Source organism: Streptomyces ovatisporus, from assembly GCF_042653885.1.
Taxonomy (GTDB): domain Bacteria; phylum Actinomycetota; class Actinomycetes; order Streptomycetales; family Streptomycetaceae; genus Streptomyces; species Streptomyces ovatisporus.
The window spans coordinates 244,645-257,808 of the sequence record NZ_JBHSFH010000010.1 but is presented as its reverse complement, the minus strand read 5'-3'; the positions used below and the strand labels follow the sequence as shown (position 1 = coordinate 257,808).

The window sequence follows — 13,164 nt, the reverse complement described above, 5'->3', positions numbered from 1 at the left end:
CGCACCCCACCACAGGGCGATCGTCCGCGCCGTGACGCATCACACCGCACCGGCCGGCCCGTGCGGCCCGTTCCGTGCTCCGGAGGCTCTCACCACGCCGATACAATTCTGCCGGTGCACCACGTCGCGTCGGTGCAGACGGCCCGTACGGCGAAGGAGGTCCGTACGCCGCAGCCGTACGTACAGAGGGAGTTCATTGCACCGCCTGGCACGACTGGCCGACCCGTACATCGCACTGCTTCTCGGCACCGTGCTCCTCGCCGTCCTGTGGCCGGCGAGCGGCGGCGTCGCCGCCGGTTTCGGGTGGGGCACCAAGGCCGCCGTCGGACTCATCTTCTTCCTCTACGGTGCCCGGCTCTCCTCCCGGCAGGCGCTGGAGGGCGTACGTCACTGGCGGCTTCATCTGACGGTGGTGTTCTGCACGTTCGCCGCCTTCCCGCTGCTCGGGCTGGCGACGCGCGGGCTCGTGCCGCACGTCCTGACGCCCGAGCTCCAGGCGGGGCTGCTCTTCCTGTGCCTGGTGCCCTCCACCGTCCAGTCCTCCATCGCCTTCACCTCCGTCTCACGCGGCAACGTGCCCGCCGCCATCTGCGCCGGGACGTACTCCAGCCTCATCGGGATGGCCGCGACGCCGCTGCTGGCGGCCTGGCTGATCGGCGGTCACGCCGCGATCGGCGCCGACGCGCTGGTGGGCATCCTCTGCCAGCTGCTCGCGCCGTTCCTGGCGGGGCAGCTGCTGCGCCGCTGGATCGGCGGCTTCCTCACGCGCCACCGGCGGATCCTCGGCGCCGTCGACCGCGGATCGGTGCTGCTGGTCGTCTACACGGCCTTCAGCCAGGGCGTCGTCGAGGGAATCTGGGGCCGGATCACGCCGTGGCGGATGACCGCCCTCGTCGGCGTGGAGGCCGTACTTCTGGCGCTGATGCTGGTGCTGACCTGGTACGGGGCCGGGAAGCTGGGGTTCGCCCGCGAGGACCGCGTGGTGACCGTCTTCGCGGGCTCCAACAAGTCGCTGGCCGCCGGGCTGCCCATGGCGAGCGTCCTCTTCGGGGCGCACGCCGCGCCGGCGGTGCTGCCGCTGATGCTCTTCCACCAGATGCAGCTGATCGTCTGCGCGTTCATCTCCCGGCGCTGGGCCGCCGGGGCCCGGGACGTGCGGGCCCCGGGCGGGGCCGGGCAGACCGTCGGCGAGAGCCCGTCGCTCACGTACAGCAAGTAGGGCCCTGTTCGGCCGTGCGGTCGAACGGCGCTGCGGCCGTTCGGCCGTTCGGCCGTGCGGTCGTCCGGAGCTGCGGGCGTTCGGCCCTGCGGTCGTCCGTAGCACCGGGCAGTCCGGGGAAGTGAGGGAGCGCCGGGCGTCACCCGACGGTCACACGCTTACCGGCCGGCGGATCGAGGAACGATCCTGTCCGCAATGTGCGGAAGGCTGAGCCCATGACCGACCAGAAATGGAACCCCCTGCTCCGCGAGCAGATCACCTGGCACTGGACCCACCACCTGCGCCCCCGCCTCGACGGACTCACCGACGGCGAGTACTTCTGGGAGCCGGCCCCCGACTGCTGGAGCGTACGACCGCGCGGCACCGGTACGGCGCCCGTGCAGGCCGGTTCCGGCGCGATGACCATCGACTTCGCGATGCCGGAGCCCGACCCGCCGCCGTTCACGACGATCGCCTGGCGACTCGGGCACGTCATCGTCGGCGTCCTCGCGGTGCGCAACGCCGCGCACTTCGGCCGTGCGCCCACCGACTACCAGTCGTTCGAGTACGCCGACACCGCCGAAGCGGCGCTGGCCCAGCTCGACGCGGAGTACGCCACCTGGCTGGCCGGGGCCGAGTCCCTCGGCGAAGCCGGTCTCGCCCGCGAGTGCGGGGAGGCCGAGGGACCGTACGGCGAGCATCCGCTCGCAGCCCTGGTGCTGCACATCAACCGCGAGCTGATCCACCACCTTGCGGAGGTGTGCCTGCTCCGCGACCTCTACGCCCACACCCACGGCCGCACCCCCACCCACCGACCGACCCGGCAGGAGGCGAGCTGAGATGGCCCGCGACGTACAGATCACCATCGACTGCGCCGACCCGGCCGCGCTGGCCGCGTTCTGGGCCGAGGCCCTCGGCTACCGGCTGCAGGACCCGCCCGAGGGCTTCGAGTCGTGGGAGCAGGCCCTCGACGCGATGGGCGTCCCGCCCGAGAACCGCAACGACGCCTCGGCGGTGCTCGACCCGGAGGGCTCCGGGCCGCGCGTGTTCTTCCAGCGGGTGCCGGAGGGCAAGCAGGCCAAGAACCGCATGCATCTCGATGTGCGGGCCGCTCCCGGGGTGGAGGACGAGGCCCGGATGGCGGCCCTCGAGTCGGAGGCCGAGCGGCTCGTCTCCCTCGGCGCCACCCGGCTCGAGCGCCACGAGCCCGCTCCCCCGCTCGGCTCCGGTCACATCGTCATGACCGACCCCGAGGGCAACGAGTTCTGCCTCGACTGACCGGCGGCCGGGCCGGACGGCGTCCCGGCGCGCGGGCGTTCGCGGAGCGGCTCCGGCCGCACCCGTGAGCCGGACGAAACCGGCGGGGGCGTGCGGGCGAGGGTGCGCACCTGCGGATCCTGTGCACCCGGTGGACGGCGTGCACAGGGGGCAGGGCCCGGCCGACGCAGGGGGCGCCTCCCGCCGGCCGAGCCCTGTTCCCGTGCAGCAGGCGAGACCGTCAGGCCCAGCCGGCTGTTGTGCGCAGAGCAAGCCGGTGCTCACCTGCGTACACGTTCATCGAAGTGCCACGGAGGAAGCCGACGAGCGTCAGCCCGCTCTCCGCGGCCAGGTCCACCGCCAGCGAGGACGGTGCGGAGACGGCGGCCAGCACCGGGATCCCGGCCATCACCGCCTTCTGCGCGAGTTCGAACGAAGCACGTCCGGAGACCATCAGTACCGACTCCCGCAGCGGCAGCGTGCCCTGCTGCAGCGCACGTCCGACGAGCTTGTCGACGGCGTTGTGCCTCCCCACGTCCTCCCGGACGTCCAGCAGTTCGCCCTCCGCCGTGAAGAGCGCCGCCGCGTGCAGACCCCCGGTCCGCTCGAACACCCGCTGGGCCGCCCGCAGCCGGTCGGGGAGGCGGGAGAGCACGGACGGTTCGAGACGGACGGGCGCGTCCGCGGGGTCCTCGACGGCCCAGCGGGCGGTCGTGCGGACCGCGTCGAGGCTGGCCTTGCCGCACAGGCCGCACGAGGACGTGGTGTACACGTTGCGTTCCAGGGCGATGTCGGGGACGGGGACGCCGGGCGCGAGACGGACGTCGACGACGTTGTAGGTGTTGGTGCCGTCCTCCTTGGCGCCGGCGCAGTAGACGATGTTCGCAAGCTCCTCCGCGGCGCCGAGCACGCCCTCGCTGACGAGGAAGCCCGCGGCCAGCGCGAAGTCGTCCCCCGGCGTCCGCATCGTGACGGCGAGCGGCTTGCCGTTCAGCCGGATCTCCATCGGCTCCTCGGCGACGAGGGTGTCGGGGCGCGTGCTGACCGCACCGTCGCGGATGCGCAGCACACGCCGTCGCTCTGTGACCCGTCCCATTCGATCAGTCCCGTCGGTGAGTCCTCAGTGGCCGGTCCGGCCGGTCCGGCGTTCCCGCGTGCAGCGGGACCGGAACCGGCCGGTCAGCGGTCGGTCAGCGGGTGTTCCCGCTGTTGACGTGCTGATAGCCGAAACGGCCCTTGATGCAGAGATTGCCGTGCGTCACCGGATTGTCGTGCGGTGAGGTGACCTTGACGATTTCATTGTCCTGCACGTGGAGGGTGAGGTTGCAGCCCACACCGCAGTACGCGCACACCGTCGTCGTCTCCGTCTGGCGCTCCTCGTCCCAGGTGCCGGCCTTCCGCATGTCGAACTCCGACTTGAAGCTGAGCGCACCGGTCGGGCACACCTCGATGCAGTTGCCGCAGTAGACGCAGGCGGACTCGGTGAGGGGCCCGTCGTGCTCGACGGAGATGCGGGCGTCGAAGCCCCGGCCCGCGACCGAGATGGCGAAGGTGTTCTGCCACTGCTCGCCGCACGCGTCGACGCACTTGTAGCAGAGGATGCATTTGTCCAGGTCGCGGACGTACAGGTCGTTGTCGACCTTCGGCCCGTCGTTGAGCGTGGCGGCGTCCTCGCCGAACCGGTCGGGCTTCGCCTCGTACTCCTTGATCCACTCCGCCACGCGCGGCGTCGTGGACAGGTCGGTCGCGGAGGCGAGCAGTTCGAGGACGATCTTGCGGCTGTGCCGGGCGCGTTCGGTGTCGGTGCGCACGTTCATGCCGGGCTCGGCCTTGCGCGAGCAGGCCGGTGCGAGCGTACGGGCGCCCTCCACCTCGACCACGCAGACGCGGCAGGCGTTCTTCGGCGTGAGCGTGTCGCCGTAACAGAGCGTGGGGACGTCCTTGCCCGCGGCGTCGCAGGCGTCGAGGATCGTGGAGCCCTCGGGGACCCGGGCGGGCTCGCCGTCGAGGGTGAACTCCACGAGGCGGCGCGGGGGATTCAGCGGTACGGCGGTCATGCGTAGGCTCCCAGTCGGTCGATGGCGGACTCCACGGCGTTCCACGCGGTCTGGCCGAGACCGCAGATCGAGGCGTCGCGCATCGCCTCTCCCACCTCGCGGAGCAGCGCGATGTCGGTGGCCGCGCCCGGCCCGCCGGCCCGTTCGGCGAGACGCCCGAGGGCCTCCTCCTGCCGTACGGTGCCGATGCGGCAGGGCACGCACTGGCCGCAGGACTCGTCGCGGAAGAACTCCGCGATGCGCAGCAGGATCCGCGGCAGCGGCACCGTCGAATCCAGGGCGAGGACCACACCGGAACCGAGGGTCGTGCCGGCCTCTCTGGTGCCCTCGAAGGTGAGCGGGATGTCCAGCTCGTCCCCCCGGACGAAGCCGCCGGCGGCACCGCCGAGCAGGACCGCCCGCAGGTCGCCGGAGGCTCCCGCGAGGCCGAGCAGGTCGCCGAGCGTGGCGCCGAAGGGCAGTTCGTAGATGCCGGGACGCTCCACGCTGCCCGAGACGCAGAACAGCTTGGGTCCCGTGGACTTGCCGGTGCCGATGGCGGCGTACGCCTCGGCGCCCAGCTCCAGGACGGTCAGCACGTTCACCAGCGTCTCGACGTTGTTCGCGGCCGTCGGCTTCCCGAACAGCCCCTTCTCCACGGGGAAGGGCGGCTTCGAACGCGGCTCGCCGCGGTTGCCCTCCAGCGAGTTGAAGAGAGCCGTCTCCTCGCCGCAGATGTACGCGCCGGCGCCGCGCCGGATCTCGATGTCGAAGGCGTAGCCCTGGCCCAGCACATCGGGACCGAGCAGCCCGCGGGCCCGCGCCTGCTGGATGGCGTTCGTCAACACCCGCAGCGCACGCGGGTATTCACCACGCAGATAGAGATAACCCTGGTGCGCGCCGGTCGCGAGGCCCGCGATGGTCATGGCCTCGATCAGGGCGTACGGGTCGCCTTCCATCAGCACCCGGTCCTTGAAGGTGCCCGGCTCGCTCTCGTCCGCGTTGCAGACCACGTAGTGCGGCTGGTCGGGCTGGGCCGCGGTGGCCTGCCACTTGCGGCCCGTCGGGAAGGCGGCACCGCCCCGCCCCACCAGCCCCGAATCGGTGACCTCGCGCAGCACCGCGGCCGGGCCGATGGCGAAGGCGCGCCGCAGTGCGCGGTACCCGCCGTGTGCGCGGTAGTCGTCGAGGGATTCGGGGTCGACGACACCGATGCGGGAGAGCAGTTTCAGCGACGGGTCTCCCGCCTGCGGTACGGCCAGTCCCGCGCCGGGCTCCGCGGGTGCCGTCTGCGGAGCCCGGGCCGCCGCTTCGACGCTCTCCGCGGTGGCGGGGGCGACGACGGCAGTGGCGTACGCGCTCTCCTGCGGCACGCCGGGGGAGCCGTGCACAGAGCCGTGCGGCGAGCCGCTCACGGAGCCGTTCGCCGCGGCTGCCGCCGCGCCCTTCGCCGCGCCCGCCCCCGGTCCCGCCGCCGACGGGCAGCCCTGCCCGGCCCGTATCGCCAGCGCCGCCGGAGCGCGCTCGCACAGCCCGAGGCACGGGCTCGGCTCCCAGACCACGCCGTCGCGTGCCTGACCCGGCGGACCGAGGCGGCGTTCGACGTCCGCCTTGTAGGCGTCCGCACCGGGTGCCGCCGCGCACGCGATGTCCGTACAGACGTGCACGACCGTGGCCGGCCGGGGACGCATCGAGAACATCGAGTAGAACGTCGCCACCCCGTAGGCCTCCGCAGGGGGGACCGTCAGCCTCCGGCAGAGGTAGCTCAAGGCTCCCTCGCTGATCCAGCCCACCCTGTCGTTGACCGCGTGCAGCCCCGGCAACAGCAGGTCGCGGCGCTCCCGCGCGTCCCGCCCGCCCAGAGCCCAGCGAAGGTCGCCGGTACTGCGGTCGTCCGCGCCCTCCCAGGCACTCGCGGGCGGCCCGAGCAGGTCGTCGACGGCGGCCTTCTCCTCGTCCGTCGGCTTGCTGTCACCGAAGCGCAGATCCATCGCAGCCCTCAGCTCCTCACGGCTGCCGCGACGGGCAGCTTCTCGATCCGTATCGCTGACGCCTTGAACTCGGCGGTCCCGGCGATGGGACAGTTGGCCTCGATGGTCAGCTGGTTGGTGTCCACCTCGTCGGGGAAGTGCATCGTCATGAAGGCCAGCCCGGGGCGGAGCGCCGGATCGACCCACACGGGGGCGATCACCGATCCGCGCCGCGAGGTGACCCTCACCTCCTCCTCGGTGACGACGCCGTAGTGCTCGGCGTCCTCGGGGCACAGCTCCACGTACTCGCCGCGCCGCAGCGGAGAGGCGAAACTCCCGCTCTGCACACCGGTGTTGTACGAGTCCAGCCGTCGGCCGGTCGTCAGCCGCAGCGGGTAGTCCTCGTCGGTGAGGTCGACCGGCGGGTCGTGCTTGACGATGCCGAACGCGGCCGGTTTGCCCCGCCGTTCGGGGTCCGACTCCCACAACCTGCCGTGCAGATAGGTCGGTTCGAGCCGCTCGGTGCTGGGGCAGGGCCACTGGATGCCCTGGTGCTCGGCGAGCCGCTCGTACGTCATGCCGTAGTGGTCGGGGGAGACGGCGCGCAGCTCGTCCCACACGGCCTGGGAGTCCGCGAACTTCCAGTCGTGGCCCAGCCTTGCGGCGATGTCGCAGATGATGTCGATGTCCTCGCGGGCCTCACCGGGCGGTGAGACGGCCTTGCGTACGCGCTGCACGCGGCGTTCGCTGTTCGTCGTGGTGCCGTCCGTCTCGCACCAGGCCGCCGTCGCGGGCAGTACCACGTCGGCGAGTTCGGCGGTCTTCGTCAGGAAGATGTCCTGCACCACGAGGTGTTCGAGCGCCTGCATGCGCTCCACCGCCTGCCCGCTGTCGGCCTCGGACTGCGCCGGGTTCTCGCCGATGCAGTAGACGGCGCGCAGTTCACCGGACTCCATCGCCTCGAACATCTGGGTCAGGTTGCGTCCGTGGCGGGGTTCGAGAGTCGTCTCCCACGCCGCTTCGAACTTCGCCCGGGTCTCCGGGTCCAGTACGTCCTGGAAGCCGGGCAGCTTGTTGGGGATGGCCCCCATGTCGCCGCCGCCCTGCACGTTGTTCTGCCCGCGCAGCGGCTGCAGCCCGGATCCGTAGCGGCCGACGTGGCCCGTCAGCAGCGACAGGTTGATCAGGGCGCGTACGTTGTCGGTCCCGTTGTGGTGCTCGGTGATGCCCAAGGTCCAGCACAACTGGGCGCGTTCGGCGGTGGCGTAGGCGTGTGCGAGGTCGCGGATCGCGTCCGCGGGCACGCCCGTGACCTGCTCGGCCAGGCTGAGCGTCCAGGGCTCCACCTCCGCCTTGTACTCCTCGAAGCCGCTGGTCGCCCGCTCGACGAACGCCTGGTTCACGAGCCCGGCGTGGATGATCTCGCGTCCGATCGCGTGCGCCAGCGGGATGTCCGTACCGACGTTGAGTCCGAGCCAGCTCTCCGCCCACTCGGCGGTCGACGTGCGGCGCGGGTCGACGGCGTACATGCGGGCGCCGTTGCGGATGCCGCGCAGCACGTGCTGGAAGAAGATGGGGTGCGCGAAGCGGGCGTTGGAGCCCCACATGACGATCAGGTCGGTCGTCTCGACCTCCTCGTAGGAGGACGTCCCGCCGCCGGAGCCCAGGGCGGCGGAGAGACCGGCGACGCTGGGCGCGTGACAGGTGCGGTTGCACGAGTCGACGTTGTGGGTGCCCATGATGACGCGGGTGAACTTCTGCGCGACGTAGTTCATCTCGTTCGTCGCCCGCGCGCAGGAGAACATCCCGAAGGCGTCCGGACCGTGCTCGTCCCGGATCCGGCGGAAGCCGTCCGTCGCCCTCTCCAGCGCCTCCTCCCAGCTCGCCCTGCGGAGGGGGCCGCCCTTCCCGTCCCGTACGAGGGGGTGGGTCAGGCGCGTGTACTGCGTCGACGGCGGTTTCCCGCGGTCGCGTTGCCTCATGCTGCGCTCCTTACGGTTTGTGCCAGCAAGTCGGTGACGGCGTGGATGGCGCAGAGCTTCGGCACGGGTGTCCGGGTCAGCGCGGCGAGTTCGACCACGGCGGCCAGGAGCACGTCCAGCTCCATGGGCTTGCCGCTCTCCAGGTCCTGGAGGGTGGAGGTCTTGTGGTCCCCGACGCGTTCGGCGCCGGCCAGCCGTCGTTCGACGGAGATGTCGGGGCGGCAGCCGACGGCCTCGGCCACCGCGAGGGTCTCGCGCATCATCGTCGCGACCAGCGCCCTGGTGTCCTGGTGGCGGCAGATCTGCGCCATGGTCGCGCGGGAGAGCGCGCTGAGCGGGTTGAAGGCGATGTTGCCGAGCAGCTTGATCCAGATGTCGTTGCGGATGTCCGCCTCGACGGGGCACTTGAGGCCGCCCGCCTGCATGGCCTCGCTGAAGGCCTCGCACCGTGAGGAGTCGGTGGTGTCCGGCTCGCCTATGGAGAAGCGGGTGCCTTCCAGGTGCTGTACGACGCCGGGGCCCTGCAACTGCGTCGCGGCGTAGACGACGCATCCGACGGCGCGTTCGGGCGGAAGCACTTCGCTGACCGATCCGCCGGGATCGACGCTCTCGATGCGGCGGCCCTCGTACGGGCCCGCCAGACCGTGGAAGTACCACCAGGGGATGCCGTTCTGCGCGGCGACGACGGCCGTGTCCCCGCCGAGCAGCGGATGCACCAGCGGCCCGCACGCCGCGTAGGAGTTGGCCTTCAGCCCCAGGAAGACGTAATCGACCGGCCCGATGGAGGCCGGGTCGTCGGTGGCGTGCACCCGGGCCGTGAAGTCACCGCGCGGGCTGAGGACTTGTACGCCGTTCTCCTGCATGGCGGCCAAGTGGGCACCACGGGCGATGAGATGGACGTCCGCACCGCCGCGGTGCAGCGCTGCTCCGACGTAGGCGCCGATTGCTCCGGCACCGACCACTGCGACTTTCATATCCGCTCTCCGATCGGTTGAGGGGACCGAGCGTGGGATGGAACTTGGATGGTCGACAGAATATTGTATACATTCGCGCTTCCGGGCGGGCAAGAGGTGTGCGTCAGTTGATCCCGCTCCGTTCGGTCCGGATTGTCCGGTTGCCGGATCCGGGTGGGCAGGCCGTCAGCCGGTGAAGAGCTGGGCGGCCTTCTGGATCAGTTCGTAGAGTCCGTATGTCATCGGCAGGCCGACCCACAGCCACGCCAGGACGCTGAGCGGCACCCGCCTGCTGCCGGCCCCGGCGGCGGGGGTGCCCGCCGGGGCGCCGCCTTCGGATGTGCTGCTGCCGCCGGTCGTCATCGCCGGTCGCCCTCCTTCTCTGCTGCGCCGGTCCCGTGGCCGGACGCGGCCCGCGGCTCGTGGTACTTGGGGTTCACGGGGCGTACCAGTTCGTTGGCGGCGAAGCCGACGGCCAGCAGCCCGATCATGATGGTGAGGGAGAGGCCGTAGAGGCCCGGTCCCGAACGTCCCGCGCTCTCCTGGGAGTCGGCGACCCAGTTGACGATGAGCGGGCCGAGTACGCCCGCCGTCGACCAGGCCGTGAGCAGGCGCCCGTGGATGGCGCCCACCTCGTACGTGCCGAACAGGTCCTTCAGATAGGCCGGTACGGTCGCGAAGCCTCCGCCGTAGAAGGAGAGGATGACCAGCGCGCAGGTGATGAAGAGCGGCTTGGAGGAGTCGCCGAGCTGCACGATGGCCAGATACATCAGCGCCCCGACGCCCAGGTAGACGCGGTACATGTTCTTGCGCCCGATGAGGTCGGAGGTCGCGGACCACAGGAAGCGTCCGCACATGTTGGCCAGCGAGAGCAGCGCCACGAAGCCGGCGGCGGCGGAGGCCGTGACGGGAGTGGCGGTGTCGGCGAAGAAGTCGCCGATCATCGGCGCGGCCTTCTCCAGGATGCCGATGCCCGCCGTCACGTTCATGCACAGCACCACCCACAGGCACCAGAACTGCGGTGTGCGCACGGCGTTGCGGGCCGAGACGTCCGCGGTGGTCACCAGACTCCGTTCGGCCTGCTTCTCCTGCGGCGTCCGGCTGCCGGGGGGCTGCCAGCCCTCCGCGGGCACGCGCACCAGCAGCACGCCCAGGGTCATGAACGCCGCGTAGACCACCCCGTGGACGAGGAACGCCGTGGCGATGCCGCCGCTGTCGGAGCCGAAGCTCTCCAGCATCTGCGCGGACCACGGCGAGGCGATGAGCGCGCCCCCGCCGAAGCCCATGATCGCGATACCGGTCGCCATGCCGGGGCGGTCCGGGAACCACTTGATCAGCGTGGACACGGGGGAGATGTAGCCGATCCCCAGTCCGATGCCGCCGACGAATCCGTAGCCGAAGACGACCAGCCAGTACTGCTCGAGGGCGGCGCCGAGTGCGGCGAGCAGGAACCCGGAGGAGAAGCACAGCAGCGAGACCGACATCGCCCACCGCGGACCGTTGCGCTCGACGAGCGTCCCGCCGAAGGCGGCCGACAGCCCGAGCATGACGATGCCCAGCTGGAACGGGAGTGCGCTCGCTGTTCCGGACAGTCCCAGGGACGACTCCAGCGGCGGTTTGAAGACGCTCCACGCGTAGGCCTGCCCGATGGAGAGATGTACCGAGAGCGCGGCCGGGGGAATCAGCCAGCGGCTCCAGCCGGGAGGGGCGACGGTGTGGGAGCGATCAAGAAACCCGGGCGTCATGGGCCGGAACTGTAGGCAGGCGAAGGGCTGATGACCATAGGCACGGCAGATTTTGTCGACTGTATGCGCCGGGGTGGGGCGGTGATGCGGGAGTTGCGCGGAGTTCTGGTGAGCAGGGTGCCGCCGGAGAGGCACGGAGTGTGCCATTCGTTGTATTTCTCGCATCGCTCACATTGCGTGTACGGCGTGCGTTCCGGGGATGCCGGTGTCCGCTGCGGCGGGGTGTGCGCCGCGGTCGCCGGGCGGGGCGGGTCCCGCGGAACCGGCCTACAGTCGTACGCAGGTGTAGGAGGCGTGGACCGAGGCGCGGAAGGCCGAGTCGGAGATCTCGAAACCCGCGGCGGTGAGCATCGGCTCCAACAGCCAGCGGAAGGTGCTGTGTTCGGTGCGCACGTGCTCGGCGAGGTCCGCGCGGGTGTAGGCGACGGCGGGGTCGTGCGCCGCGCCGGAAAGCCACCTCTCCAGGACGGTTCCGGTCTCCGCCGGGGTGCAGTCGTAGACCAGGTCGTGCAGTCGCAGCACGCCGCCCGGCCTGAGCATCCCGGCGATGCGCCGCAGCGCGACGACCTTCCAGAAGTCCGGGAGTTGGTGCAGCGCGTGCCGGGTGAAGACCGCGTCCGCGGGTGCGCCGGTGTGCTCGTAGCTGAGGAAGCCGCCCCGCGCGCATTCCAGGGACGTCAGTCCTCCGCTCGCGGCGCGCTCGCGCAGGACGTCACCCATGGCCGGCGAGACCTCCACGGCGACGACGCGTCCGAAGTGCCGGGCCGCCGGTACGGCGAACTGCCCTGTGCCGGCGCCGATGTCGACGACCACGGAGTCCCCGGCCAGCCCGTGTGCTCGCAGCAGGTCGATGTCCGGTCCCGGGTCGGGGTGCCCCTGCTTGCGGTCGAACCCCGCGACGAAGGCCGGGTCCAGGTGCTCCGGGCCGGCGTGGGCGAGTTCGTCGAGCATCCAGTCGGGGTCCATGAGGGGAGAGTGGCACGGCGAACGGCGGTTCCGCGCGGCAATATCCGCAGGCCGTGACGTGAACAGCCTGCCGGGCGGCGCCCGGTCCGGCCGGACGGTCCCGGGCGCACCGCGTGCACCGCGTGCACCGAGGTCACCGTCCCGGACGACGCGGACGTCCCTGCGTGGGAGAATCTCCCGCCCGTGGCGTGCGATCCGGTGGGTGACGCCCGTGGTGCAGGGCCTCGCGCGATCATCTGCCAGGTGTGCGGGGCTTGTTGGGGTTCTGTGTGTGACGCGTCACACAGTGGGAGAAGCCGGCACTGATTCCGCCGAGGACAATGCACTCCGTAGACTGTATTCAATAGCCCAGGACTGGTCGAAGGTCAGGAGTCGCGGAATGCTGTCCGCAGGACTGCCGGAAGGCGCGATGCCCAAGCTGGAGCGGCCCGGCCCGCTCCGGGAGCGGGTCTACGAGGCGTTGCTGCAGCTCATCACCACGCGTGCGCTCAGGCCCGGCCAGCACCTCGTCGAGAGCGAGCTCGCCCAGCATCTCGGCGTCTCGCGTCAGCCCGTGCGGGAGGCGCTGCAGCGGCTGAACACCGACGGCTGGGTCGATCTGCGTCCCGCCCAGGGTGCTTTCGTGCACGAGCCCACCGAGGACGAGGCCGATCAGCTGCTGACCGTACGTACCTTGCTGGAGGCCGAGGCCGCCCGGCTCGCCGCCGTCAACGCCGACGCCCAGGGCGTCGCGGAGCTGGAGGAGCTGTGCCGCCGCGGTGAGGCGGCCGTCGGCCGTGACGAGGTCGATGCGGTCGTGGAGGCGAACGCCGCCTTCCACGCGCGGGTGATGAAGCTCGCGGGCAACCCCGTCCTCGCCGAACTGGCCAGTCAGGTCGACCGCCGCGTGCGCTGGTACTACACGCCCGTGGCGCGGCAGCGCGGTGCGCAGTCGTGGATCGAGCACCGCGAGCTGATCGCCGCCATCGCCGACAGTGACGAGGTGCGGGCGACGGCGGTCATGCGGAAGCACACGGAGCACACGCGCAACTCGTACCACCACCGCGACCCCGGCTGA

General features: G+C 71.2%; 12 protein-coding genes. 4 read left to right on the top strand and 8 right to left on the bottom strand.

From position 1 onward, the window contains the following. Positions 1 to 196 precede the first annotated feature (196 nt). The 3 genes from ACFPA8_RS18855 (at position 197) to ACFPA8_RS18845 (ending at position 2,476) form a co-directional block, all read left to right on the top strand. Positions 197 to 1,219, top strand: a complete 1,023-nt coding sequence (locus tag ACFPA8_RS18855) for a bile acid:sodium symporter family protein (RefSeq protein ID WP_386449990.1) — start codon at positions 197 to 199, stop codon at positions 1,217 to 1,219. A gap of 215 nt (positions 1,220 to 1,434) precedes the next feature. Next, positions 1,435 to 2,037: a DinB family protein gene (locus ACFPA8_RS18850; RefSeq protein WP_386449988.1), complete on the top strand. Its 603-nt coding sequence runs from the start codon at positions 1,435 to 1,437 to the stop codon at positions 2,035 to 2,037. Between the two features lies 1 nt (position 2,038). Further along, positions 2,039 to 2,476: a VOC family protein gene (locus ACFPA8_RS18845; RefSeq protein WP_386449986.1), complete on the top strand. Its 438-nt coding sequence runs from the start codon at positions 2,039 to 2,041 to the stop codon at positions 2,474 to 2,476. A gap of 220 nt (positions 2,477 to 2,696) precedes the next feature. Here the strand turns inward: ACFPA8_RS18845 and fdhD are convergent, their stop codons facing one another. The 8 genes from fdhD to ACFPA8_RS18805 all read right to left on the bottom strand — a co-directional run bounded on the left by fdhD (position 2,697) and on the right by ACFPA8_RS18805 (position 12,107). After that, positions 2,697 to 3,551: a formate dehydrogenase accessory sulfurtransferase FdhD gene (gene fdhD, locus ACFPA8_RS18840; protein ID WP_386449984.1), complete on the bottom strand. Its 855-nt coding sequence runs from the start codon at positions 3,549 to 3,551 to the stop codon at positions 2,697 to 2,699. A 94-nt stretch (positions 3,552 to 3,645) separates the two neighbouring features. Beyond that, positions 3,646 to 4,512 (bottom strand): 2Fe-2S iron-sulfur cluster-binding protein, encoded by an 867-nt coding sequence (locus ACFPA8_RS18835; protein ID WP_386449982.1) that lies wholly within the window; start codon positions 4,510 to 4,512, stop codon positions 3,646 to 3,648. Further along, on the bottom strand, positions 4,509 to 6,482 hold the full coding sequence (locus ACFPA8_RS18830) for an NAD(P)H-dependent oxidoreductase subunit E (protein ID WP_386449980.1): 1,974 nt from the start codon (positions 6,480 to 6,482) through the stop codon (positions 4,509 to 4,511). The genes ACFPA8_RS18835 and ACFPA8_RS18830 overlap by 4 nt, the downstream gene beginning before the upstream one ends. An 8-nt stretch (positions 6,483 to 6,490) precedes the next feature. Beyond that, complete coding sequence (locus ACFPA8_RS18825; protein ID WP_386449978.1) at positions 6,491 to 8,443, bottom strand: molybdopterin oxidoreductase family protein; 1,953 nt, start codon at positions 8,441 to 8,443, stop codon at positions 6,491 to 6,493. Continuing rightward, positions 8,440 to 9,417 (bottom strand): 2-dehydropantoate 2-reductase, encoded by a 978-nt coding sequence (locus tag ACFPA8_RS18820; protein WP_386449976.1) that lies wholly within the window; start codon positions 9,415 to 9,417, stop codon positions 8,440 to 8,442. The genes ACFPA8_RS18825 and ACFPA8_RS18820 overlap by 4 nt, the downstream gene beginning before the upstream one ends. Before the next feature lie 165 nt (positions 9,418 to 9,582). Beyond that, positions 9,583 to 9,759, bottom strand: coding sequence for an MFS transporter small subunit (locus ACFPA8_RS18815; protein ID WP_386449974.1), 177 nt, complete (start codon positions 9,757 to 9,759; stop codon positions 9,583 to 9,585). Beyond that, the gene (locus ACFPA8_RS18810) at positions 9,756 to 11,141 is read right to left on the bottom strand and encodes an L-lactate MFS transporter (protein WP_386449972.1); all 1,386 of its coding nucleotides are present in this window, start codon (positions 11,139 to 11,141) and stop codon (positions 9,756 to 9,758) included. The genes ACFPA8_RS18815 and ACFPA8_RS18810 overlap by 4 nt, the downstream gene beginning before the upstream one ends. Before the next feature lie 267 nt (positions 11,142 to 11,408). After that, positions 11,409 to 12,107 (bottom strand): class I SAM-dependent methyltransferase, encoded by a 699-nt coding sequence (locus ACFPA8_RS18805; RefSeq protein WP_386449970.1) that lies wholly within the window; start codon positions 12,105 to 12,107, stop codon positions 11,409 to 11,411. Positions 12,108 to 12,486: 379 nt separating this feature from the next. Here ACFPA8_RS18805 and ACFPA8_RS18800 point away from each other — a divergent pair, with 379 nt between their 5' ends. Continuing rightward, positions 12,487 to 13,164 (top strand): GntR family transcriptional regulator, encoded by a 678-nt coding sequence (locus ACFPA8_RS18800; RefSeq protein WP_386449968.1) that lies wholly within the window; start codon positions 12,487 to 12,489, stop codon positions 13,162 to 13,164.

Coding starts and splice junctions, on each gene's coding strand:
- ACFPA8_RS18830 (WP_386449980.1), bottom strand. CDS start 6,482: ATGGATCTGCGCTTCGGTGACAGCAAGCCGACGGACGAGGAGAAGGCC.
- ACFPA8_RS18805 (WP_386449970.1), bottom strand. CDS start 12,107: ATGGACCCCGACTGGATGCTCGACGAACTCGCCCACGCCGGCCCGGAG.
- ACFPA8_RS18845 (WP_386449986.1), top strand. CDS start 2,039: ATGGCCCGCGACGTACAGATCACCATCGACTGCGCCGACCCGGCCGCG.
- ACFPA8_RS18835 (WP_386449982.1), bottom strand. CDS start 4,512: ATGACCGCCGTACCGCTGAATCCCCCGCGCCGCCTCGTGGAGTTCACC.
- fdhD (WP_386449984.1), bottom strand. CDS start 3,551: ATGGGACGGGTCACAGAGCGACGGCGTGTGCTGCGCATCCGCGACGGT.
- ACFPA8_RS18800 (WP_386449968.1), top strand. CDS start 12,487: ATGCTGTCCGCAGGACTGCCGGAAGGCGCGATGCCCAAGCTGGAGCGG.
- ACFPA8_RS18820 (WP_386449976.1), bottom strand. CDS start 9,417: ATGAAAGTCGCAGTGGTCGGTGCCGGAGCAATCGGCGCCTACGTCGGA.
- ACFPA8_RS18850 (WP_386449988.1), top strand. CDS start 1,435: ATGACCGACCAGAAATGGAACCCCCTGCTCCGCGAGCAGATCACCTGG.
- ACFPA8_RS18815 (WP_386449974.1), bottom strand. CDS start 9,759: ATGACGACCGGCGGCAGCAGCACATCCGAAGGCGGCGCCCCGGCGGGC.
- ACFPA8_RS18825 (WP_386449978.1), bottom strand. CDS start 8,443: ATGAGGCAACGCGACCGCGGGAAACCGCCGTCGACGCAGTACACGCGC.
- ACFPA8_RS18810 (WP_386449972.1), bottom strand. CDS start 11,141: ATGACGCCCGGGTTTCTTGATCGCTCCCACACCGTCGCCCCTCCCGGC.